Origin of the sequence: Chryseobacterium lactis, assembly GCF_003815875.1 — a bacterium.
GTDB classification, from domain to species: domain Bacteria; phylum Bacteroidota; class Bacteroidia; order Flavobacteriales; family Weeksellaceae; genus Chryseobacterium; species Chryseobacterium lactis.
Map to the genome: position 1 here is coordinate 4,631,209 of NZ_CP033924.1, position 22,540 is coordinate 4,653,748.

A 22,540-nucleotide genomic window follows, 5' to 3' on the forward strand; every position below is an offset into this window, starting at 1 on the left:
TACATAAAAAAGCTTCAGAAATTTCTGAAGCTTTTTTATTGGTAAGAAAGTCTGAAGATGTAATTCTCATGTAGAATTGACTTTAAAAAATCAAAATTCTATGTACAACTTCAGCAATTTTCAACTTTCAATTTTTCACTTTAATAGCCGGTCTCTTTCTTTGGAGGCTCAGGATATTTTCCCTTAGTAGACTCTCCTACCGTGTTGGCTGTAGTCATTGCCACTACCAGATCATTGAGCATATTGCTTGCTGCAGTAGGTGAATTGGGAAGGAGAACCAAACTGCTTCGGTTGCTTGCTCCTACAGAATGTAATGTATCATAATGTTGTGTTACGACAATCAATGCGGAGGCTTCGTGAGAATTAATATCTACATTATTGAGCATTCGTACTGATTCTTCAAGCCCTTTGGCAATCTCTCGTCTTTGGTCTGCAATTCCTTGTCCCTGTAGTTTTTTAGATTCTGCTTCCGCTTTTGCTACGGCAACAATTCGGATTCTTTGAGCTTCCGATTCATATTCAGCGGCTGTTTTCTCTCTTTCAGCGGCATTGATCCTGTTCATGGCATGTTTTACCTGTTCATCCGGATCGATGTCTGTTACCAAAGCTTTGATAATGTCATATCCATAACTGTTCATTGCTTCCTGAAGTTCACTTTTTACAGCAACTGCAATATCATCTTTTCTTACAAAGACATCATCAAGTTTTAACTTCGGAACCTCAGCCCTTACGACATCAAATACAAAAGAAGTAATTTGATTTTCGGGATTTTCCAGACGATAAAAAGCGTCTCCTACCTGATTTCTGATCACCTGATACTGAACTGAAATTTTCATTTTAATGAAAACATTATCCAGTGTTTTGGTATCAATCATCACATCAAGCTGCTGAATTCTGAGGTTCAGTCTCTTGGCAATCTGATCAATAACCGGCAATTTAAGATGAAGCCCGGAATGTTTTACTCCCTGAAATTTCCCAAAACGTTCTATAATAGCTGCCGTTTCCTGTTTTACAACAAAAAACGAAGCGAATAAAATGATAAGCCCGAAGAATATAACGGGCGCTAGATAAATACCCATAGTGTATAGTTTTAATAATAAGTAGTCAACTTTTATGTTTTGTTAAAAAAAAATCAATTTATTTTAACCTCAAAAGTTTTTATTTTTTAAACAAGCTTAAGCCGTCTTTATAAATATACTACTTATTTTCAAACTAAACCGTCATTCCAATATCGATCCCTTTTATTTTTCTGTATAAATCAGTAGCGTAATTGTCTGTCATTCCTGAAACAAAATCAATAACCCCCAGGACTTTCTGATAGTCTGTTCCGTTTTCATACACAAACTGTCTCGGAAGCAACTTTAAAGCTTTTTTGTCGTAAGATTTTCTTTCTTCATCCGGCTTCAGAATAGAAGGAATGAAATGATCCAGCAACTCGTACATTACATTGTACCCTGCGTTTTCAATTTCTACCACAGCTTTGTGATTGTAAATTTTCTCAATAGAGAACGATTCAATATCCTGTAAAGCAGTATTTTCAGATTTATAAACATCCAGAAGTCCTTTATCCAGATTCCCTTCCAGAATCGTTTCAAAATTTTGCTTATAAATCTCTAATGATTTATTGATCAATGCATTAATCGCTTTTGCTCTGAGGTAAGAAATCTTTTCGTTTTCGTTGGAAATGGAAGTCAGCTTATTCTTTACTCTGTCTATATCATTGCTTTCTGATTTTATGAGTTCGAAGAAAAGATTTTCGCAGTCTGCCGTGGAAACAATTCCCAGTCTGTGAGCATCTTCCATATCAATAATATTATAACAGATATCGTCTGCCGCCTCTACCAGCCATACAAACGGGTGTCTTTTAAAGATATGAGGTTCTTCACTTTCAGAAATCAGGTGGGTTCCTTTAGCAATTTCCAGGAAAATATCTTTTTCATTCTGGAAAAAACCAAATTTCTTTCTGTGAATAATCCCTTTTTTCTTGGCAATAGCTTCACAAGGATATTTGGCAATACTTGCCAACGTAGAAAAAGTAAGCTGAATACCTCCTTCATCTTTTCCCTGCTGCTGCTGAGCCAGTACCCTGATGGCATTGGCATTTCCTTCGAAGTTAACCAGATCTGCCCATTCCTTTTCATTAAACTTTGACTTCAGATCTTTTTCATTCCTCTCAAAATAGCTTGCAATGGCATCTTCTCCGGAATGCCCAAAAGCGGGATTTCCAACATCATGACATAAGCACGCTGCAGCAATTACATTTCCTAAATTATATAGATAAAAATTCTTTGAATCCTCAGTAAGTTCATTTTTATAATCTTCCGCAATAAATTCACCAATAATACTTCCTAAACTTCTTCCCACAGATGAAACTTCCAGGGAGTGGGTCAACCTGTTGTGTACAAACACACTTCCTGGCAACGGAAAAACCTGAGTTTTGTTTTGTAATCTTCTGAATGCAGAAGAGAAGATGATTCTGTCGAAATCCCGTTGAAAATCAGTTCTTGAAGCTTTAGTATGTGGATTGTTTCCTGTACGTTGATTGGTAAAAATCTGGTTTAAATTCATCATTTTTCAAAATTACTCCAAATTTTAATTGTACGGAATAGTATTTAGATTTTTATTAAATGCTACCATCATTCAAAAAATCTATTATTATGACTGATTTTTCATGGTTAAAAAACGGCAGAAAATAGTCTACATTTGGTATTCATTAATAAGGAATGAGAACTTATTAATCCAAACAATAATCCATTTAAATTCTTTTACAAAATGACAGACAAAATCTGGCTCGACCGATGGGATGAAAGATACAGCAACGATCAGTTTGCTTATGGTATACAACCTAATAATTATCTGGAAGAACAACTCAACAAACTACATCCGGGAACCATTCTTTTCCCCGCCGAAGGTGAAGGCCGTAATGCCGTTTTTGCAGCGACAAAAGGCTGGCAGGCTTCTGCTTTCGACATTAGTGCCAATGGGCAAAAGAAAGCGCTACAACTCGCAGAACAACATCAGGTAACCCTGGATTATCAGGTAGGCGAATTATCTTCTTTACATTATCAGGAACAGCAATTTGATGTTATCGCTCTGATCTATGCTCATGTCCCTGCCAACATCAAATCGGCAATGCATAAAACATTGAGCCGATATTTGAAAAAAGGAGGTTTTATCATTTTTGAAGCGTTCAGTAAAAATCACCTTGAATATATTGCCAGAAATGAAAAAGTAGGTGGACCAAAGGATATTGAGTCTTTATTTTCCATTGAGGAAATTACATCTGATTTCCCCGATTTTGATATTATAGAGCTTAAAGAAATGGAAATCGAACTTAATGAAGGCTTATTCCATAACGGCACCGGCTCTGTCATTCGTTTTGTGGGACAAAAGCAATAAATGTAAAAGATCAGATGTAAGTAAGTCTGATCTTTTCCATTTCAGATCCATTGAAAAAGGTACAACTTCAGCTTTACGGAATAGTATTTGGACTTTATATACAAATTAAATGCTATGCCAGAAGGTCCCTCCATACTTTTAATGAAAGAAAACCTGCTGCCATTTGTTGGAAAACAAGTAACAGAAGCTTCAGGTAATGCCAAGTTTGATAAAGAAATCTTTATTGGTCAAACACTTCTTGAAATACGCACTTTCGGAAAGCAAACCTATCTTATATTTGACAATGCAGCGATCAGGATTCACCTTTTGATGTTTGGTTCATACAGTATTGACGAACAAACCAAACCAGATCAAAGTCTACGTCTTGCCTTAATTTTCTCAACAGGCGGAATGTATTTTTATACCTGTTCGGTAAAATCTGTCGACCTCGAATTTTTATCTTCCATTGATTGGGAAGCCGATGTAATGAGTGACCAATGGAATCCCGCAAAGGCTAAAAAGAAATTGAAAGCCAATCCGGAAATGATGGTTTGTGATGCATTAATGGATCAGAATATATTTTCCGGTGTCGGTAATATTATTAAAAATGAAGTACTCTTCAGAATTGGTGTACAACCTGAAAGCTTACTTGGAAATCTGCCTCCTCAAAAAATAAAATCACTTATCGCAGAAGCAAGAAATTATAGTTTTGATTTTCTGGAATGGAAAAGAGAGTTTACCTTAAAAAAACATTGGTTGGTTCATACGAAATCTACCTGCCCTATTTGCGGACAAAAACTCATTAAAAAACAAACAGGCAAAGGAAAAAGGAGAAGTTTTTACTGCGAAAAAGATCAGACACTTTATTGAAAAACAGTGTTTTTCAAACAGATCTTCACCACCTGTATTTAAGTTTCGGCTAAAGCCAAATGAATTTGATTTGTTTATTTGAAAGGGTTAAAACCCTTTCCTATTCATATAAATCTTCGGATAAGTATATAACAGCAATATCAATCATCAATCATCAATCATCAATCATCAATCATCAATCATCAATCATCAATCATCAATCATCATTTATCATTTATCATTCATCAAATCTAGTCCGTATTCAGAAAGCCACCTGCATATTTGTTAAAAAACTCAGCTCTGTACACTTCTCCTATAGGAATCTCGGATTCTTCAATGTATATATTATGGTTATCAAATGAATCAATATAATCTACATTCACTACGTATGATTTACTGACCCGTAAAAAATTTTCCCCAGAAATTTTCTGGTGAATTGTTTTAAGGTTCATAGCTGTTATCAGCTTTTGTTGTTTGGTGTGGATGACAACATAATCTTTCAGACCTTCTATAAATTTAATGTCAGCAAAACTGATTTTGTAGAAACGCCGCTCTGCTTTGATAAATAAGAAATCTTCCGTATTAGATTCCACTGTATTTTTAACGGTGTCTTTAGATAAAAGATCGGTATACAATACTGCTTTGTCAATGGCTTTTTCCAGTCTTTGAGGATCAATAGGCTTTAATAAGTAGTCTACCGCTTCAAGTTCATAACTTTTTAAGGCATACTGAGAATAGGCTGTGGTAAAAATGATCAGAGATTTTTTTGGGAGCATTTCAACGAATTCCAGTCCGGTTACCATGGGCATTTCGATATCCAGAAAGATAAGATCAACTTCATTGTTTTTCAAAAAATCGAGTGCAGAGAGTGCATTGGAGAATTCACCAAGGATATCAATCTTTGAGGTTTCACCGATCAGAGACTGCATTTCTGATCTTGCAAGAGGTTCATCATCGACTATAATACAATTCATCATACAGAAATTTTTAAAAGGACAATATATTCTTTACTTTCAGAGATCATATTCAGTTCAAATTTATCATGATAAAGAAGTTCAAGTCTTCGTTTGATATTGGCAAGTCCCAGGCCACTGCTTTTTTTGTCGGAAACAGAATAGCCGGGATCTTTGGAGTTTACACAGATAAAGCTCACGTTATGAGCATCTACCTTTATCTCTATTTTTACGTAAGATTCTTTGCCATTGATATCAACGCTGTGTTTCACTGCATTTTCTACAAAGGTGGTAAATAAATTCGGTGGAATAAATGTACTGTTAATGATTCTTTTATCACCTTCGGAATGAATCTCAAAAGAAAAGTTTTCGCGTCTTATCTTTTCAAGGTTTAAAAAATTGGCGAGGAAATCAATTTCTGAAGTGAGCAACGTTTTTTCTTCACTATTTTCATAAAGCTGATACCGCAGGAATTCTGAAAGCTTGACAATAACCACCGATGCCTTCTCAGGATCCGTCCTGATCAATGCTTTTACATTATTAAGCATGTTAAACAAAAAATGAGGATTGATCTGGTTTCTAAGCTCATTCAATTCCATGTGTAAGGTAAGATTACTCAACTCATTGATTTTTTTATTATCACTGATCCATTTCTGTAAAAGCTTGATGGTAGTTGTGGTCAGGATGATAGGAATACACATGAAAACACCTTCATACATGCTTCCTCTTTCTCGTTCATTCTGAAAATTTTCAATCCTGAAATCAATAAAAAAGATTTTAAAACCGTAACCAATGATTTTAATCCCAACAACCCCCATCAATACAAGTAATATCAGGTAAGTAATATATTGTGTTTTAAAGAAATAACGTGGCACCAGCACATAAATATTAACATATACCATAGCGATAAGCACACTGTATACGAAGAAAAGAACATAGTATTGATATACACCGGAGTACCCATGCCAGAATCTGGCACTATACAGCAGAAAAAAGAAGAAAATAAGGAATAGCAAATGTCTGCGCAAGGTATATTTTCCTTCCACTAAAAAGTCCATTACGGCTGTTTCTTTAAATTTCCAGGAAGTATATTTCATAAGATGGATCTGCTTTTTCGCATTAACAAAAATAAGCAATACCACACATTACAGCTATTTTATTATACCAAACCTGTATTTTATTATACTAATATAAAGAATCCCGGTTTTGTATAAAATCCCGGCCATTTCGTATAAAAACAAATCAGCACCTCAGTTTTCTGTTTTTCTTTGTGCTATTAAAAAATGCATATGGAATTAATGGTTTTTCAAGAATTGACTCAAAAAATATCATCAGAATGTTTTTTCATGACAGCATCTCAACAGGAAGAAAAAGTAATACAGCTGATCGATTTGCACCATTTCGTAGAGTGTTTTGATCCTAAGATAAGGATCATGGAATATATTCATCATCCCATTAATATTATAGAACAGGAAAGTTGTAAGAAAGGAATTGTATTTTGCGACCTGAAACATTCTCCTGTTCCGGACAGTAATGCTTCTGAAGAGTTTAAAAGAAGATATGACCTTTCTGAACTTTGGTTTGTTTTTGTAGAAGAGACTCCTGTTTCGAATAAGGCAGTCTACACTGATGCTATTATTGAAAACAGTCTGGATATTTTCTATGACAGGATTTTTTCATTCAGTTTCTTCCAATCCATAATCTATTCATTAAAATAATGGTACTTATATATAATTTTACACTATTGTCATTGGCTACGCCGAATCTTTGATTTCTGACGAAGGAAGAATCTCATTCATACTTTAGATTCTTCATTTCACTTCTGAACTACGATCGCGCAAACCTCCGGTAAAATTACGTGCATTTTTTGCAGGAAATTTCATGGGAACCAAAGGGATTAAAAGTGTGCTTATCAATCGTCATTCTATTTCAGTACAGGTATTTTTATAATTTCAGAAAACAGAAAGATAAAGCACTATGACCTCATATTCCTTATGTTCGTTACGTATTCAATCCTTCTTTTTCCTTCTTATATTGGTTAATTCCCAATATTAATTTTGGTTAACAATTTTCTAATCCGGTTCTAATCTTCTTAATGACATTTTAATTCGGTTCACAAGAGCTTCTAATTTCGTCATTTTAATTTCGTAGTATCAAAAAAATAAAAAAATCGGGAGGCCACTCTAACAGTTTAAATTCCAACTAATTGCTGGCAAATACATCAATAGAAGGGAAGAAAAACCATTTAATATTGATTAAAATTTTTAACTATTATAAAAAATAAACATCAAAATATTAACTAAAAAGGCAAAAATTCAAAATTAAAAAGAACAATAAAGCCAATTCCATGAAATTCTATCAAACATGAATCACCCTTGAAAAAGCATTTCAGGGACTAAGAAATAAACATGATTAAAAAGATAGAATATGCCCATACCCAAGCAAATATTTCAGACTTTTAAAACCAAAAAGCTTCCTTTACTTACAAAGTTTCACATCTGGAATATCAAAAGGAAAAACCCTGAATATAGTTATTATTTCTACGATGATGCCGCAATTGAGCAATTTATAACCGAAAAATTTCCATCAAAGTATATCAATTGCTACAATAGATTAACCATTGGAGCCGCAAAAGCTGATTTTTTCAGGTATGCTATTCTGTATAAAAAAGGAGGTGTATATCTGGATATCGACAGTTCAATTACCAAACCTCTGAAACAACTCATAAAAGAGGAAGATGAAGCTGTAATCAGTGTGGAAAGGCACGAAAATCTATATGTACAATGGGGACTTATCTTCAGCAAAGGCCATCCTTTTTTAAAGAAAACGCTGGAACTGATGATTGATAATATAGAAAATCACCGTTATCCCAATGACATACATGCCACAACAGGGCCCACTGTATTTACGAAAGGAATAAATCAAGCTTTAAAAGAAAACCCACATATTCCATACACTTTGTTTGATGGCATTGAATTCCGTGGTTATTTACAATTCAAGTATAAACTGGGGAAATTTTTTCTGTACAAAAACAAATCGCAACACTGGAAACGACTTCAGACTACGCAGGACATTATTGCTTAATGGGTTCCCATTTTTGAAAATACATTAATAATAATCACTCCTATTATAATAAGGGCAATTCCGATAATGGCCGGCATATCCGGAATCTGCTTGAATGCTACGATACCGATTAACGTTATAAAGACAATTCCTACCCCCGACCAAATGGCATAGGTAATTCCCACAGGAATCTGACGAAGTGTGAGACTCAGAAAGTAAAAAGCACAGGTATATCCTACTACAGTTACGATCGATGGCCACAGCTTTGAAAATTCCTCTGATTTTTTCAAAAAAGTAGTGGCTATAATTTCAAATACGATTGCCAAAGCAAGAAAAATATAACTGCGTCCCATAAGTCTGTTCTTTATACAAAAGTAGGAAAAGCAAATTTGTAGCGCCAAAAATAATCAAGAAAACGCGTCTCAACCACGTAGAAATTTTCTCAATTTATTCCTTCCCAAGACCTTTTATTTATCACCATTCAGAGAACAAAACATCATAGAATGTAAGAATCGTTTTTTATAAAGAATTTGAAGCTGAAAATTTTCAACCAATTTAACTCATTCAATTAAAACAAGTTATACGCTATAATCTCTCTAAAAAAAACCGGACCCTACTGCTAATTTATTCCAATTATGTCTTAAAATCAATATTTCCCTCTGTCATGAAATCTGACAACTGACAAAACTTCTGGTAAAATATCAAGGAGAAAAATAAATTTTCTTAACATAGAAATTTATTTTACGCTAAAATTTTACATCAAAAAAGAAGCGTTTTTACAATATTATGCGACGCATTATTTATTATTTGTTTTATCAAGTCCAATACAGAAGTCATTAAACGGTTATTATTTTCACAAAAATTTACAGATAGAGTAATAAATATATTATTAAATTCTCAATAATACATTAACTTATTGTAAACAAAAATTCACCAATAAATGAACACCAATACCCCTAATACACTGATATACATCATAGTGTTTTACTTTGGCACATGATTTGAAAGCTGTAATATTGCAATTGAAAAATTGATAAAAATAAGTCAAATAATTAAAAATAATACAAAATGGTAACTTATATCGGTATCGCAACATGTTTAGTAGTGTTCACATCATATTTCATGACAGTAAGAAGAGAAAGAAACTAATTCTAAAAACAAAGTAAGCCTATAGAATATCTATACTAATTATATTGTTTTATGTTTTTAGTCTGAGAAATCAGAATCGCTCTTTTACTCATTGGGGTAAAAGGGCCCAAAAACATAGCAAAAAGATCTTAGTTTCATAACAAGTTTTAATATCCAAATGAGATAAGCCGGACATTCGTCCGGCTTATCTTTTTATATGCTGAATCATCCTGCTGGTAAGTTAAATTCAGAGACGAAATGATTGATCGTTCATGATCTGCTTCTGGCCTACCTGTTTATTCTTATTCAGGATATCAAACGTCATTGTATAAAGCTTTATCTTTGTGTAATCCAAGAATCAATTAATTCTCATCATGAATCTTTACAACCTCATTATTCAGGACAAAGAACAAATCAGCCTCAATGAAGTATTTCTTAATAAAAACAACAGGGATCAACTTGTACAGCTTATTAAGGAACACACCTATGTAAAGGAACTTCAGGAATATGGATTACCGGTTAATAATAAGATTTTACTGCAGGGAAGTTCAGGTTGCGGAAAAACAATGACTGCAAAAGCTCTGGCTCATGCGCTGGGAAAAAATATTATCATCCTGAATTTAAGTAATATTGTTTCATCAAGAATTGGAGAAACATCCCAGAATATTAAAATGATATTCGATAAAGCAGCAAGGGAAAGATCTGTCTTATTCCTCGATGAACTCGATCAAATCGGAAAAGCAAGAGGAAGTGACGACAAAGATGTGGGGGAAATGAGAAGATTGGTTAATACCCTGATCCAATTAATTGATTATTATCCGGAAAATGCATTGCTACTTTGTGCCACAAATCATCCTGAGATTATTGACACTGCCCTATTGAGACGTTTTCAGCTAAAGATCAATTACGAAATGCCTTCTGCTGAATTCCTGGACAGCTATTATGATCAACTTCTCAATCGATTTCCGGAGGATCTGCAAAAGATTGAGAGAAAGTATGCTGTTTCTTTTGCAGAAGCTAAAGACCATGCTCTTACTTCTGTAAAAGCAGGCTTGATACAAAAACTGGAAGCAAAAGAAATCATTCAGTCATGAAAAAATATATTCTCCACAACCTTGAAATCATCCACAACCGGATCAATCTTGCCTGTGAAAAAGCAGGAAGGAATCCAAATGAGGTTAGGCTATTGCTCGCCACAAAAACAGTTTCTCCGGATCGGATTAAAATTGCATTGGAAAACGGACAGACTTTAATTGGGGAGAATAAAATTCAGGAACTGAAAGAAAAATATGAAGCATTAAAAGGTACTCTTCATGAAAATCATTTTATCGGACATTTGCAGACCAATAAAATCAAAGATATTCTGAAGTATGAGGTGACCTGCATTCAATCTCTTGACCGATTGGATTTGGCGGAGAAATTACATCAAAGACTTTCGGCCGACAATAAAACGCTTGAAGTTTTAATTCAGGTCAATACTTCAAATGAAGAAAGTAAGTTCGGAATTAATCCCGGTGCAGCCATTGAGCTTATTAAAAACGTTTCTCAATTTCCAACGTTAAAAATAAAAGGCTTGATGACTATTGGTCTTTTCAGCGCTGAAGCAGAAAAGGTCAGACAATGTTTTAAAATACTAAAAAACTTACAGCAGGAAATCATCCGGGAAAACATTCCCAATGTTGAAATGAAAGAATTATCTATGGGAATGAGTGGAGACCTGGAAACTGCCATTGAAGAAGGATCCACCATTGTGAGAGTGGGAACCGCCGTATTTGGAGCAAGAATGCATCCTGACAGCTATTATTGGAATGAAGGAACAATTGAAAATAAAGAATAAAATTTGTATGTTTTCATTTAACTATACCTTTGAAAGAAAAATAACAGCTAACAAAACATCAAAAAATGTAATGGATGCGGCCCGTGATTTATTCAAGGAAAGAGAAATCAACGATATAAATATCCAGGACAATATGGTAATTGGAAAAGACAGTCTTTTCAAATTGGATTTTTCAAACCGATCTCCTCTTGTATTATCTCCCGGCAAAGAGTACTTTATTTACAATGAAAGTACAAGAACCCTTACTTACAAAATAGAGGCATTTTATCCTCTTTTATTTAATCTGATCTATGCCTTTATCCTTTTCTTAATTTTACATTTCCTTGTTGGCCATAGAATTATAGAGATGGTAATTCCCAGTCTGTTTTTTATTCTGCTTTCGATTGTAAGCTATTTGCAGTATCAGATGGTCATTAATAAAATCACTGGAAAGCTCAATGAAAATTGAATTCAATAATCCTGCACTTTAGTCTACTAATTCGGTATACTTTTTGATGATAAATTATTAATAACCAAACAAATGCATTTATGATTAAAAAATTACTATCGGGCTGTCTATTAATGACAGTATTATTCTTTTTTTCATGTGAAAAAGAAAACACACAGATGAAAAGTGGAATTTCAATTGAAACTATTTCAATTATAACGGTTCTCACTATGGGCGTAGCAATTGTAGTTGCTTACAGCTATAAGAGAAGATAATTAAGTAAAGAAACTACAATAAATTTACTCCACCTCTCCTATTTTGAGAGGTGTCTTTATTTTTAGATCAGAAAATATATTTTTGAATTAATCGCCTTTTATAATTTAATAACCTCTATTTTTTCTTTCAGAATATTGAAAGTAAGCCTTCTTAAAATTTATCACGATAAAGGATATTATCATTAAATTATTGTTGATATTTTGTGAAATATAAACAAAAAAACAAGCATTATTAATTTAAAACAAATCCCTTTTCAAAAGGCAAAAACACGGTATAATTATTGATCATAAAACCTTTAGAACCAAATAAATACACTTATGATTGAGAAAACCCCAGCAGGCTACCTGCTAGCCCTACTATTGTTCTTTTCTTCGTGCTCACAAGAATCTTCTTCATCGAACAAAAGCGGAATATCAATGGAAACTATTTCCGTCATCACTTTTGTGATTGTGGGAATTGCCATCTTAGCCGTTTATTATACAACCAAGAAAAAATAACCTGGTGTATATAACCAGTAAAAAAAGCATCTCTCAACATGAGAGGTGCTTATATCTTATTGATAAAGGCTCTATTTCTTTACACTCTTCACTATAGTCAATTCTTCTTTTAAGTTTAAAAAAAAAGCTTGATGCTTACTATTTTTATTAAGTACCTTTGATATATACGGATATGAAAATCTCCATATTTTCAATATCATAAAATGTACTTCAACTTATGACTTATACAAACATTCTTCAAAAATGCCTGCCTGATTTTGGAAAAGAACTGCTCTCCGAAATGGAAAATTTCGGGATCATCAAAGAGCTTCAGGCGCATGATTTTGTTGTAAAGCAAGGGCAGCTTATCCGCTATTTACCTATTGTTCTTGAAGGTTACGTTAAAGTTTACAGTGAAGAAGATGGCACACAGTTTCTACTGTATTACATTCAGGAAGGCGCATCATGTATTTTCAGTTTTGCCCATTTGTTTAATGAGGATCCTATTGATTTTTCTGCTGTTTCGGAAGGAAAAGTAATTATTCTGCATATTCCTGTTGAGAAGGCCAAGGAATGGCTTGTCCGATATCCTTCCTTTACTAATTTAATCATGAATGAGTTTCAAAAACATTACAATGATTTGCAGTACACTACTAAGCAGATCATCTGTTATAAACTGGAAGACAGACTTTGGGATTACCTGAAAACAAAAGCAGGAGTTTCCGGTACTTATGAACTAGCAGTGTCACATCAAAGTATTGCGGATGATCTGGGAACAACAAGAGAAGTAATCTCCCGATTGATGAAAAAGATTGAACTGGATGGAAAACTAATACAGGATCATAGAAAAATAAAGTTATTGATCAGTGACTTTTGATACTGATATTGAAGGTGATGTCTTCTATATTTGTGTCATCAAAAGAACAATAGATTTAAAATAATACCTCAAAATTAAAAAACAATACAATGAGTGAACAAGTCCAATTAGTCCCGAACAATTCTTTATTAACAAAAACCCCTGAAGAAGGAAGACAATTAGCCGTAAAAATGGCCAGATTAATTATTAAAGTAACACAGCCTGATGCAGCGGTTCGGGAAAAATTACGCCCGGTATATGCAGATGACGCATCTATGCTCATTGCTATAGGGCAGACTGTGGCTATAGAATTTGCTACCATTGCAGCTGCCAATAATTATTGGAAATAATTAATCAGACATTAAGACTGGAATATTCTTACAATAAACATCCCTTTCAATACAATGAAAGGGATTTTAAATATGATATTACTCCATCAACAGTACTGTTTATGGGGTATTTCAATAGAATTTATTATTTTTACCAACACGCAATGAACCGGAGCCTCTCTCAATAAGGCACTCTAGTCTGCATCTATTCATTTTTAATTATATGACCAAAAACAATAACCAAAAATACCTTCCGCTGATTCTCTTACTGATTCCGAATTTTCTTTTAGCCAATGCAGGTTCACCTATGATTTGGTTTAGTTTTTTACATTTAATCTGGATCAACTTTATAATCGGAACGTTTGAGAGTAAGCTTCTTGTAGACAAATTTAACCTTCAAAACAGAAAATGGCTGATCATTGCTGCCAACTACATTTCCATGTTTATTGGGTATTACTTTATTGCGCCTCATTTTTCTATGACCAACGGATATCCTGACTTCTGGGGCATGAAATCAAGAGTAGGTGAATATGAACTGGGAGGTTTCTTTATTGGATTTCTATGCAGTTTTGTTGCTACTCTGATTATTGAATTTCCATTTTACCGGCTTTCATTAAAAACAAAACTGAGCGGATGGAAGTTATTAAAGCCATTCTTTCTGGTTAATTTAATTACCAATATAATAATGCTAGCCATTTATTTTATGATTGTTGCTTTTACAGCAAAATGGAATTAATAGAAAAAAACGTTGATTATACACACCTGATTTTGAGATTGCTACGCTTCGCTCGCAATGACATATAAAAAACAAAAATCCCTCTCATTACTGAAAGGGATTTGTTATTTTTAAAAACTAAGATTACATATAAGCTTCAATCGGCTCACAAGTACATACTAAGTTTCTGTCTCCATAGGCTTCATCTACTCTTGATACAGAAGCGAAGAATTTATGGTCTCTTACCCATTCTAATGGATAAGCTGCCTTTTCTCTGCTGTATGGCTTATCCCAAGAATCAGAGATTACCAATTGCTCTGTGTGAGGAGCGTTTTTCAATACGTTGTTAGCAGCGTCAGCTTCTCCGTTTGCAATTTCATCGATTTCTTTCTTAATAGAGATCAATGCTTCTGCAAAACGATCAATTTCAGACTTGCTTTCAGATTCTGTAGGCTCAATCATCAATGTTCCTGCAACCGGGAAAGAAACGGTAGGAGCATGGAACCCATAGTCCATCAATCTCTTCGCTACATCAGCAACTTCAATTCCTAACGATTTGAACTGGCGGAAATCTACGATACATTCGTGAGCAACTCTTCCACTCTCGTTTGAATATAAAATCGGGAAGTGCTCTGCTAGAATTTCTTTCAGATAATTGGCATTCATGATCGCGTGTCCTGTAGCCTTTTTCAGACCTTCAGTTCCCAACATTTTAATATAAGAATAAGAAATGTTAAGGATCAATCCTGAACCGTATGGTGCAGCAGAAATACCTTCAATAGCTTCTTTACCTCCAATTCTAATATTCGCATTAGAAGGAAGGAATGGTACCAAGTGCTTAGCAACACAGATAGGACCCACGCCAGGACCTCCTCCTCCGTGAGGAATTGCAAATGTTTTGTGAAGATTCAGGTGACAAACGTCTGCTCCGATATTTCCTGGACTTGTAAATCCAACCTGAGCGTTCATATTAGCACCATCCATATATACCTGTCCTCCATGTTCGTGGATTAAGTTGGTAATTTCTTTAATGTTTGCATCAAAGAATCCATAAGTAGAAGGGTAAGTAATCATTACCGCAGATAAGTTCTCTGAATGTTGTTCTGTTTTTGCCTTAAGATCTTCGAAATCGATTTCTCCGTTTTCAAGATTTTTAACAACCACAATCTTCATTCCTGCCATTGCTGCAGAAGCCGGGTTTGTTCCGTGTGCAGACTGAGGGATCAATACTACATTTCTGTGGTGGTCTCCTCTGGAAATATGATACTCTCTGATAACCATTAATCCTGCATATTCTCCCTGAGCTCCTGAGTTAGGTTGTAATGAAGTTCCTGCAAAACCGGTGATTGTCGCAAGATCTTTTTCAAGCTCTGCAATCATCTGCTGGTAACCTCCAGCCTGATCTACCGGTACAAATGGGTGAACACTTCCCCAATCTGCCCACGAAAGTGGTAACATTTGAGTAGCGGCATTCAATTTCATTGTACAAGATCCTAAAGAGATCATGGAATGTGTTAATGATAAATCTTTTCTTTCAAGACGCTTGATGTAACGCATCAATTCTGTCTCTGTATGGTATTTGTTGAATACTGACTCCGTAAGAATTTCGTCTTTTCTTAAGTTTTCTTCCGGAATGCTGTATCCTTCTTTAATTTCTAATTTGAAAGCCTGCTTATCTTTAAACTGAGCAAAAGAAGTCATCAGATAGTTCAACTTTTCCAATGTAGTACTTTCGTTGATGGCAATACTTACAACACCTTCTGTGAAATAATTAAGGTTGATTTTATGATCCTGCATCATTCTCATCAATCTTCCTTTCTCGTCTTCAGAGATATTGATTTTTACAGTATCAAAGATCGGTTCTTCAGCAGTTTCATATCCTAATGCCATAAGACCATTCTTCAAAGCATTGGCTTTAAAGTGAATCTGATCAGCGATATAGTTTAATCCTTTTGGACCGTGGTAAACGGCATACATTCCAGCCATCACAGCCAAAAGAACCTGAGCAGTACAGATATTGGAAGTTGCTCTTTCTCTTTTGATGTGCTGCTCTCTTGTTTGCAATGCCATTCTCAGTGCACGTTTTCCATACATATCCTGAGAAACACCAATAATTCTTCCGGGAATATCTCTTTTGTAATCTTCTTTACAAGAAAAGAATGCTGCGTGAGGTCCTCCGTATCCTAATGGAATACCAAATCTTTGGCTTGTCCCAACGGCACAGTCAGCACCCATCTCCGCAGGAGATTTTAGTTTTACCAAAGCCATCGGATCACAAGCAACAGCAACCTGAAGGTCTAATTTTTTATATTCTACAATATTTTCAGTGTAATCAAGAACAATTCCGTTTTTTCCAGGGTATTGTAATAAAACACCGTAGTAAGAACCATCAAACTGATGCGTTTTATGATCCCCGATCACTACTTCAATTCCTAACCCTTCAGCTTTTGTTTTTAGTACAGAAACGGTTTGAGGTAATACCAGATCAGAAATGAAGAATTTATTAGCTTCTGCTTTCTTCTGATCTTTTGTTCTGTTGTTGAAGAACATGTGCATTGCTTCTGCTGCTGCAGTAGATTCGTCCAATAGAGAAGCGTTAGCTAGTGCAAAACCAGTAAGATCACATACTACCGTTTGGAAATTAAGAAGGGCTTCTAGTCTTCCCTGTGCAATTTCTGCCTGATACGGCGTATAGGCTGTATACCAGCTTGGATTTTCAAAGATATTTCTCTGAATAGCTGATGGTAAAAGAGTATTATGATATCCAAATCCGATGTAACTCGTATAATCAACATTCTTTGATGCCAATTCTTTTGAGTGGTTCAGCATTTCATACTCTGAAAGCGGTTCCGAGATCTCAAGATCTTTTTCTAAGCGGATAGAAGAAGGAATGGTTTGAGAAATTAACTCTTCAATACTAGAAACGCCAAGTTTTTCCAACATCGCCTGTTTATCGGCTTCATTAAGGGAAATGTGACGGCTCACAAACTGTTCTGTATTCATTTTTATTTATTAGATTTTGTTTGTAAAAAGATGTGTAAAATTACAATTTTTTGCACGATTGTACAACAGCTTAGAACTGTGGTTTATTGAACGTAAAAATTGTAGTAATCTTTTAATAACAAGTGTTAAAATTCAATCCATTTACTTTAATAATTAAATTGATTTTATAAACAATAACAATCTATATTAAATATTTATTACTAATAAAACATTAAATGATTAGTTGAAAATATTGTAAAAATTTCAATTAAATGAAAATTATTACAAAAATCAATTTTAAAATAATTTTGTAGTTTCACTTCACCATTAAGGGATTAATGCAAAACAATTAAAAAAATAGACTATTGACAGATAGTAGTTTAAATATATTTTAAGCGTATCTGTATTCATTAAATATTTTATTAAAAACTAATAATCTAAACCTTTTACCTATGAGAAAATAATTGAAACCCAAGACACCGCAGCAAATGATGAAGAAAGCACATACAAAGCTTATTACCCTATTGATATCAGCCCTAATATCCCAAACGAAAGTTTCAGCACAAATTACCATCACCAAAATCAAATCTGAAGATCAGGACGAATGGGATCTTTATGCAAAAGGATTGATCCAGGCTGATTTTATGCTTGATTTTCAAGACATGAAAGTAAGGGACGGTTTTATAGCTCATTCTATTGATATTCCTCAACACAATGCCGTAAGCAGTAATTTCAGTATTAAACAGTCTCAGGTCGGATTGGGTGTCCAAAGAAAAAAAGGAAATGGTAATACTAACCTTTCTGCCTATTTAGAAATTGATTTTTACGGACCCAACGGAACTACTGCACCGCGATTCAGACATGGATATATTCAATGGAATAAATGGCTTATAGGACAGACGTGGAGTACTTTTTCCGATCTTGAAATCGTACCTAATATTTTTGATTTTGTTCCTCCCAACGGGCTCCTCTTCACACGAAGACTTCAAGTCCGCTACTCTACCCCTGTTTCCCGCAAAGGAACCCTGCAATTATCAATGGAAGATCCCAATATCCCAAGTATTACTCTTCCATCCGATTCATTAAACTGGAAAAAAAGAGCGATGATCCCCACATTTACAGCAATGTACCGTTATGGCAGTGAAAAAACTTATATAAAAGCAGGAGCAATCCTGTCACCTATAAGTTATGACTGGAAGCAATCTCCTCAGGACCCTTACCGCGTAAGAACCATAATAGGCTGGGGAGCAATGGTTTCCGGAAAACTTCGTATTGATGAATCTAATACGGTGAGTCTTCAAAGTTCTTTTGGAAAAGGATTTTCAACCAATAATACAGACTTAAATGAAGAAAAGTATGATGCAGTGCCTGATCCTGCCAACGGAAATCAGCTGGAAACATTACGACTGTTCAATATTGTAGGAATCTATGAACACTGGTGGAATTCGAAATGGAGTTCTGTAGCTTTTATAAGTCATTCTAATGTTGGCGAAGAAGATTTTATTTCCAAAAATATGACCAAAAATTTTCAGCATATAGGTATGAATATCGCATTTCATCCCTTCAAAAAAGTGAGAATGGGAATCGAAACCAGCTACGGAAGAAAACAAAATTTTGAAAACAAACAGGCTTCTGCGTGGAGAATTCAGTGTTCTACTTCGGTAAGTTTTTAACCTAATTAAGAGGCATAAACAGGGAGAAAAACTGCTATTCATCAGGTAGTAAGAATTTTATGAAATTTTATTAATTATATTTATTCTAAATTAATATATTTGCAGCATGAATATGATTGTCCCATTTAAAGTTGCGCCTTTGGCACCTGTATACTCATTCAGCAATGAAGAAATGTTTTGCGAAAAGAAATCTTGCTGCAAAAAATTCAAGAAAGGGAAAAGGTGTAAAAAATGTCCGGGAAGAAAGAAAATGGCTTAGGCTAACTCAAAGTCTTTATTAAAAAATAAAGGGCAATTGCCAGTACTATAACTCCCCAAAACAGCATTACGATTTTGGGCTGTCCTGATCGGTTTATTGATGTTCTGGGCTGTGGCTTGAATAAATCTTCCACATCGCTTTTGAATTTCTCAGCGTCATTTTCAAAAACTTCTGTAATGGTAATTCCCTGAACGACAGTTTTATGTAACAAAGAATTGGTTGCATGAAGCAAAAGCTGAAATTTCCCGTCTTTAAATTCGGTAATCTTAAATATTCTTTCGCCAAAAGGCTTTTCCAGTCCGAAAGGCAATACTTTCACCACATCAGCATTGCTCGTCTGCCAGTTGATGATAATCTCCTCTCCTTTCTTCGCATGAATTTTATTCGCGGTAAAAGTCTTAATTGCCGGCGGAATATTATACCTGAAACTTCTCTGATGGCTTTCCAAATTCTGATCATAAGAATGTCTTTTTGCAGGATCACTCAACATTTCATAAGCCTCCTGAATCTCACGGAAACGGTCGGCAAAAAAATCATCGTTATCGTTTTTATCAGGATGGTATTTCAAAGACAGCTTCCGATAAGCTTTTTTGATGTCTTCTTCCGAAGCATTCTGCGATATACCGAGAAAATAATAGTAGTCTTTCATTGAGCAATACAAAAATAAGGATTTATTTTTCTTTTTACTTTGTATTGACTTTAAATAATGAGCAGCGATTGCTATATTGTCCTATCAGTCTTGTCATTGCGAACGAAGTGAAGCAATCTCAATTCCATAATCTGATGTAATTGTTGGAAAACGCTAAGACGCAACATTATTAATCAGCGTTTTGTTTTAAGTCGCAAAGATTTTATCGCTGATAAAATTCCGCTCTATTAATGAACATTTGTATACCACTTCTACCATTCTAAGCAAAGCGAAGAATCTAACCTTCTTATTGAAGGCATTCTCTCGCTGATTAGACAGATTGAGCAAATCAAATGATCTGTGCTATTTGTGAAATATATAAGAAAATAAATCTATAAACGAAGCAAATACTTCAACTCTGTGTCATTCCGAGCAAAGCAAGGAATCTAAACCATATGTTGAAGATATTCTGTCATTGATTAGACAGACTGAGCAGATTAAATGATATGCAATAATCTGTGTTATTTATGCAATCTTCGAAAAAACAGGAGTCGTTTCATTCCATATTTAATTAGTTTTTAATACAAAATTCCGGTTCGGGAAGCTTCGCTTCCCGAACCGGAATTAAACAATTTCATTTAGTCTTTCTATTATTATGCCTCGCAGGTATTATCTTTTCTGCAGCATTTTGATGCAAATTCTTTTTTGAATTTCCCTTTAAGCTCTTGATAATCTTCATCGTTCATTTCTCTGATCTTATCCGCCAATCCGAAAGGGGATTTTTCTTTAATTCCATATTCATCAAAAATACCTTTGATAAATCTTTTTCTTTGTGCGGCTTTTTTAGCGATTAGGGCTACACCTACAACGGCTAGTGCTCCAAGAGCTCCTTTTAATACTGAATTTTTCATTTTTTCAAAATTTTAAATTTTACTACTTCCTATTTTTTATATAGACGAATGAATTTTAATTTTACTTTACTACTTCTTTAAAAAATTTCAAATTATTCGTTGTTTCTGTTGAAGAATCCGCCTGAACATCTGTTTCTCCAGACTTCCTTGAATTTTTCTCTTTCCTCAGGTGACCAGGATTCCATTTTTTCTCTCATCTTTCTTTCCTTGAAATCTCTCATCCCTTTTCCAAAATGAAAGCCTCCGAAAAGAATCTTACTTAAAACCAGAATTCCCATGGCCTGCCAGAACGTGATAGCCTTTACTCCTAAAATATCAGGAAGAAGACAATTCCAAAGCGACATTACAATCCAGGTAACGGCAGCTAAGATCAACGGTGGACATAACAATAAAAAAATCCAGCCTTTTTTGTGTTTATAATTCATAATTTCTTTTTCTAACTTTTTAAATCTTCGTATAACTTTCTCAATCTGTTTCTTAAATGCTTCACAGCATAATTTTTCCTGCTGATGATGGTTTTGATGTTTTCTCCCTGTTCATTGGCAATCTCCTGGAGGGTTTTGTCGTTCAGTTCGTTTTCTACGTAGACCAGCCTTTGCTTTTCCGGAAGTTCATCAAGGGCTTCAAACAGCTTTTTCCAGATTTCATCCTGAAACATTTTTACCTCAGGGCCTGCGCTATCATCCATCAACAAGATATCTTTGATAGAAAAACTTCCGTCTTCATCTTCATAGACAAAGTCTTCAAGATTTTCTGTTTTCTTTTTACGGTAACGGTCAGTGATCTTATTTGCCGTCACCCTATACAGCCAGCCCCCTACATTCACAATCTCAGAAAGATTGGTAAGACTGCTGAACTGATACCACACCTCCTGCAGAATATCTTCCGCATCCTCAGTGTTTTTCACTTTGGGACGAATATACGACATCAGCTTCCCTCCGTAGTTGGAAACGGTTTGTGAGATGATGCTTTCTTTCTCCTTTTGTGGCATTGTTATTTTTTCGACAACCTCCATATTGCTATGACGACTATCCTTTTGGTTTTACTTTAATAAATTTAGAATATTTTTCCGAAACTTCAATTTTTCTATTATTCATCAGCTATTCAATTGCCAAAAAATATACTACATCCTCCCACATTACTCATTACTCATTACTCATGTTTCCCAGAGCTGTTTCCTGCTATCCGCTCATACTCCTCGCGCCAGCGCGCGCTCACGCTCAAACCCATCCACCCTCCGACGCATACTACGGGGTAACCGCTGCTATCAGGGCTAGAAACGGCAATTTACCCTTTTTCACAGTCATTGCGAGCAAAAGCGAAGCAATCTCAGCATCAGAATGAATATCTTTAAAAACATAACCTTTTAATCAATTGTTTCAGTTAGAGATTCCTCGCTCCACTTCGTTCCGCTCGGAATGACAAAAGGAAGCGCACACTTTTCAATATATTTATAGAAGAATAAAACTTAGTAGCATCAATTATAATAACAGTTGATTGTAAATTGAGTATCTGCGTAATCTATGAAATCTGCGAGAAAAGAAATTATTAAAGTAGAAATTCCTCGCTCCACTTCGTTACGCTCGGAATGACAAAAGGAGGTGTATGTTTTTCACTATATCCATAGAAGAATAGACTTAGTGTCATCAATTATAATAACAGTCGATTATAAATTGAGTATCTGCGTAATCTGTGAAATCTGCGGGAAAAGAAATTATTTAAAGTAGAGATTCCTCGCTCTACTCCGTTCCGCTCGGAATGACAAAAGGAGGTGTATGCTTTTCACTATACCTATGGAAG

General features: G+C 34.7%; 22 protein-coding genes. 12 read left to right on the forward strand and 10 right to left on the reverse strand.

The features are described 5' to 3' along the window. Positions 1-140: 140 nt before the first annotated feature. Positions 141-1,079: an SPFH domain-containing protein gene (locus tag EG342_RS20660; protein ID WP_103292841.1), complete on the reverse strand. Its 939-nt coding sequence runs from the start codon at positions 1,077-1,079 to the stop codon at positions 141-143. 133 nt (positions 1,080-1,212) lie between these two features. Further along, positions 1,213-2,568: a deoxyguanosinetriphosphate triphosphohydrolase gene (locus tag EG342_RS20665; RefSeq protein ID WP_103292864.1), complete on the reverse strand. Its 1,356-nt coding sequence runs from the start codon at positions 2,566-2,568 to the stop codon at positions 1,213-1,215. Positions 2,569-2,772: 204 nt separating this feature from the next. Between EG342_RS20665 and EG342_RS20670 the strand changes: the two genes are divergently transcribed. Continuing rightward, the gene (locus tag EG342_RS20670) at positions 2,773-3,399 is read left to right on the forward strand and encodes a class I SAM-dependent methyltransferase (RefSeq protein ID WP_103292842.1); all 627 of its coding nucleotides are present in this window, start codon (positions 2,773-2,775) and stop codon (positions 3,397-3,399) included. Positions 3,400-3,513: 114 nt separating this feature from the next. Continuing rightward, positions 3,514-4,248: a DNA-formamidopyrimidine glycosylase family protein gene (locus EG342_RS20675; RefSeq protein ID WP_103292843.1), complete on the forward strand. Its 735-nt coding sequence runs from the start codon at positions 3,514-3,516 to the stop codon at positions 4,246-4,248. A gap of 230 nt (positions 4,249-4,478) precedes the next feature. Here EG342_RS20675 and EG342_RS20680 read toward each other — a convergent pair whose 3' ends face one another. Both EG342_RS20680 and EG342_RS20685 read right to left on the reverse strand, forming a co-directional pair. After that, positions 4,479-5,201 carry a LytR/AlgR family response regulator transcription factor gene (locus EG342_RS20680; RefSeq protein ID WP_103292844.1) on the reverse strand — a complete coding sequence of 241 codons (723 nt, stop codon included), beginning with the start codon at positions 5,199-5,201 and terminating at the stop codon, positions 4,479-4,481. Further along, positions 5,201-6,277, reverse strand: coding sequence for a sensor histidine kinase (locus EG342_RS20685; protein WP_103292845.1), 1,077 nt, complete (start codon positions 6,275-6,277; stop codon positions 5,201-5,203). Before EG342_RS20685 ends, EG342_RS20680 begins: the two co-directional genes overlap by 1 nt. Before the next feature lie 249 nt (positions 6,278-6,526). Here EG342_RS20685 and EG342_RS20690 point away from each other — a divergent pair, with 249 nt between their 5' ends. Then, positions 6,527-6,898 (forward strand): hypothetical protein, encoded by a 372-nt coding sequence (locus tag EG342_RS20690; RefSeq protein WP_246008673.1) that lies wholly within the window; start codon positions 6,527-6,529, stop codon positions 6,896-6,898. Positions 6,899-7,607: 709 nt separating this feature from the next. Next, complete coding sequence (locus tag EG342_RS20695) at positions 7,608-8,264, forward strand: glycosyltransferase family 32 protein (RefSeq protein WP_103292847.1); 657 nt, start codon at positions 7,608-7,610, stop codon at positions 8,262-8,264. Here EG342_RS20695 and EG342_RS20700 read toward each other — a convergent pair. Beyond that, complete coding sequence (locus EG342_RS20700; protein WP_103292848.1) at positions 8,261-8,596, reverse strand: DMT family transporter; 336 nt, start codon at positions 8,594-8,596, stop codon at positions 8,261-8,263. The genes EG342_RS20695 and EG342_RS20700 overlap by 4 nt on opposite strands. A gap of 1,149 nt (positions 8,597-9,745) precedes the next feature. On the opposite strand from EG342_RS20700, the gene EG342_RS20705 reads away from it, so the two are divergent. The 7 genes from EG342_RS20705 (at position 9,746) to EG342_RS20735 (ending at position 14,308) form a co-directional block, all read left to right on the forward strand. After that, on the forward strand, positions 9,746-10,465 hold the full coding sequence (locus EG342_RS20705; protein ID WP_103292849.1) for an AAA family ATPase: 720 nt from the start codon (positions 9,746-9,748) through the stop codon (positions 10,463-10,465). Further along, complete coding sequence (locus EG342_RS20710; protein WP_103292850.1) at positions 10,462-11,208, forward strand: YggS family pyridoxal phosphate-dependent enzyme; 747 nt, start codon at positions 10,462-10,464, stop codon at positions 11,206-11,208. The genes EG342_RS20705 and EG342_RS20710 overlap by 4 nt, the downstream gene beginning before the upstream one ends. Positions 11,209-11,215: 7 nt before the next feature. Next, positions 11,216-11,656 (forward strand): hypothetical protein, encoded by a 441-nt coding sequence (locus tag EG342_RS20715; RefSeq protein WP_123868146.1) that lies wholly within the window; start codon positions 11,216-11,218, stop codon positions 11,654-11,656. Positions 11,657-12,228: 572 nt separating this feature from the next. Beyond that, positions 12,229-12,408: a hypothetical protein gene (locus EG342_RS20720; RefSeq protein ID WP_103292852.1), complete on the forward strand. Its 180-nt coding sequence runs from the start codon at positions 12,229-12,231 to the stop codon at positions 12,406-12,408. Between the two features lie 217 nt (positions 12,409-12,625). Beyond that, the gene (locus tag EG342_RS20725; RefSeq protein WP_103292853.1) at positions 12,626-13,264 is read left to right on the forward strand and encodes a Crp/Fnr family transcriptional regulator; all 639 of its coding nucleotides are present in this window, start codon (positions 12,626-12,628) and stop codon (positions 13,262-13,264) included. An 89-nt stretch (positions 13,265-13,353) separates the two neighbouring features. Then, complete coding sequence (locus EG342_RS20730) at positions 13,354-13,593, forward strand: hexameric tyrosine-coordinated heme protein (protein ID WP_103292854.1); 240 nt, start codon at positions 13,354-13,356, stop codon at positions 13,591-13,593. A 202-nt stretch (positions 13,594-13,795) separates the two neighbouring features. Continuing rightward, positions 13,796-14,308 carry a hypothetical protein gene (locus tag EG342_RS20735; protein ID WP_103292855.1) on the forward strand — a complete coding sequence of 171 codons (513 nt, stop codon included), beginning with the start codon at positions 13,796-13,798 and terminating at the stop codon, positions 14,306-14,308. Between the two features lie 123 nt (positions 14,309-14,431). Here EG342_RS20735 and gcvP read toward each other — a convergent pair whose 3' ends face one another. Continuing rightward, positions 14,432-17,290, reverse strand: a complete 2,859-nt coding sequence (gene gcvP, locus EG342_RS20740) for an aminomethyl-transferring glycine dehydrogenase (protein ID WP_103292856.1) — start codon at positions 17,288-17,290, stop codon at positions 14,432-14,434. A gap of 467 nt (positions 17,291-17,757) precedes the next feature. On the opposite strand from gcvP, the gene EG342_RS20745 reads away from it, so the two are divergent. Further along, positions 17,758-18,942 (forward strand): DcaP family trimeric outer membrane transporter, encoded by a 1,185-nt coding sequence (locus EG342_RS20745; RefSeq protein ID WP_123868147.1) that lies wholly within the window; start codon positions 17,758-17,760, stop codon positions 18,940-18,942. 260 nt (positions 18,943-19,202) lie between these two features. Here the strand turns inward: EG342_RS20745 and EG342_RS20750 are convergent, their stop codons facing one another. From EG342_RS20750 to EG342_RS20765, 4 genes are all read right to left on the reverse strand, one after another. Next, on the reverse strand, positions 19,203-19,850 hold the full coding sequence (locus tag EG342_RS20750; protein ID WP_103289379.1) for a J domain-containing protein: 648 nt from the start codon (positions 19,848-19,850) through the stop codon (positions 19,203-19,205). Positions 19,851-20,482: 632 nt separating this feature from the next. Continuing rightward, positions 20,483-20,740, reverse strand: coding sequence for a hypothetical protein (locus EG342_RS20755; protein ID WP_103289382.1), 258 nt, complete (start codon positions 20,738-20,740; stop codon positions 20,483-20,485). A gap of 92 nt (positions 20,741-20,832) precedes the next feature. Continuing rightward, positions 20,833-21,165, reverse strand: coding sequence for a hypothetical protein (locus tag EG342_RS20760; protein WP_103289385.1), 333 nt, complete (start codon positions 21,163-21,165; stop codon positions 20,833-20,835). A gap of 11 nt (positions 21,166-21,176) precedes the next feature. Further along, positions 21,177-21,731, reverse strand: a complete 555-nt coding sequence (locus EG342_RS20765; protein ID WP_185126886.1) for an RNA polymerase sigma factor — start codon at positions 21,729-21,731, stop codon at positions 21,177-21,179. Positions 21,732-22,540: the final 809 nt, after the last annotated feature.

Excerpts from the sequence above, each read along its gene's own strand:
- EG342_RS20695 (WP_103292847.1), top strand. The coding sequence starts at position 7,608 with ATGCCCATACCCAAGCAAATATTTCAGACTTTTAAAACCAAAAAGCTT.
- EG342_RS20715 (WP_123868146.1), top strand. The coding sequence starts at position 11,216 with ATGTTTTCATTTAACTATACCTTTGAAAGAAAAATAACAGCTAACAAA.
- EG342_RS20755 (WP_103289382.1), bottom strand. The coding sequence starts at position 20,740 with ATGAAAAATTCAGTATTAAAAGGAGCTCTTGGAGCACTAGCCGTTGTA.
- EG342_RS20725 (WP_103292853.1), top strand. The coding sequence starts at position 12,626 with ATGACTTATACAAACATTCTTCAAAAATGCCTGCCTGATTTTGGAAAA.
- EG342_RS20705 (WP_103292849.1), top strand. The coding sequence starts at position 9,746 with ATGAATCTTTACAACCTCATTATTCAGGACAAAGAACAAATCAGCCTC.
- EG342_RS20660 (WP_103292841.1), bottom strand. The coding sequence starts at position 1,079 with ATGGGTATTTATCTAGCGCCCGTTATATTCTTCGGGCTTATCATTTTA.
- EG342_RS20760 (WP_103289385.1), bottom strand. The coding sequence starts at position 21,165 with ATGAATTATAAACACAAAAAAGGCTGGATTTTTTTATTGTTATGTCCA.
- EG342_RS20685 (WP_103292845.1), bottom strand. The coding sequence starts at position 6,277 with ATGAAATATACTTCCTGGAAATTTAAAGAAACAGCCGTAATGGACTTT.
- gcvP (WP_103292856.1), bottom strand. The coding sequence starts at position 17,290 with ATGAATACAGAACAGTTTGTGAGCCGTCACATTTCCCTTAATGAAGCC.
- EG342_RS20665 (WP_103292864.1), bottom strand. The coding sequence starts at position 2,568 with ATGAATTTAAACCAGATTTTTACCAATCAACGTACAGGAAACAATCCA.
- EG342_RS20680 (WP_103292844.1), bottom strand. The coding sequence starts at position 5,201 with ATGAATTGTATTATAGTCGATGATGAACCTCTTGCAAGATCAGAAATG.
- EG342_RS20690 (WP_246008673.1), top strand. The coding sequence starts at position 6,527 with ATGACAGCATCTCAACAGGAAGAAAAAGTAATACAGCTGATCGATTTG.
- EG342_RS20735 (WP_103292855.1), top strand. The coding sequence starts at position 13,796 with ATGACCAAAAACAATAACCAAAAATACCTTCCGCTGATTCTCTTACTG.
- EG342_RS20675 (WP_103292843.1), top strand. The coding sequence starts at position 3,514 with ATGCCAGAAGGTCCCTCCATACTTTTAATGAAAGAAAACCTGCTGCCA.
- EG342_RS20720 (WP_103292852.1), top strand. The coding sequence starts at position 12,229 with ATGATTGAGAAAACCCCAGCAGGCTACCTGCTAGCCCTACTATTGTTC.
- EG342_RS20670 (WP_103292842.1), top strand. The coding sequence starts at position 2,773 with ATGACAGACAAAATCTGGCTCGACCGATGGGATGAAAGATACAGCAAC.
- EG342_RS20700 (WP_103292848.1), bottom strand. The coding sequence starts at position 8,596 with ATGGGACGCAGTTATATTTTTCTTGCTTTGGCAATCGTATTTGAAATT.
- EG342_RS20710 (WP_103292850.1), top strand. The coding sequence starts at position 10,462 with ATGAAAAAATATATTCTCCACAACCTTGAAATCATCCACAACCGGATC.
- EG342_RS20765 (WP_185126886.1), bottom strand. The coding sequence starts at position 21,731 with ATGCCACAAAAGGAGAAAGAAAGCATCATCTCACAAACCGTTTCCAAC.
- EG342_RS20745 (WP_123868147.1), top strand. The coding sequence starts at position 17,758 with ATGATGAAGAAAGCACATACAAAGCTTATTACCCTATTGATATCAGCC.
- EG342_RS20730 (WP_103292854.1), top strand. The coding sequence starts at position 13,354 with ATGAGTGAACAAGTCCAATTAGTCCCGAACAATTCTTTATTAACAAAA.
- EG342_RS20750 (WP_103289379.1), bottom strand. The coding sequence starts at position 19,850 with ATGAAAGACTACTATTATTTTCTCGGTATATCGCAGAATGCTTCGGAA.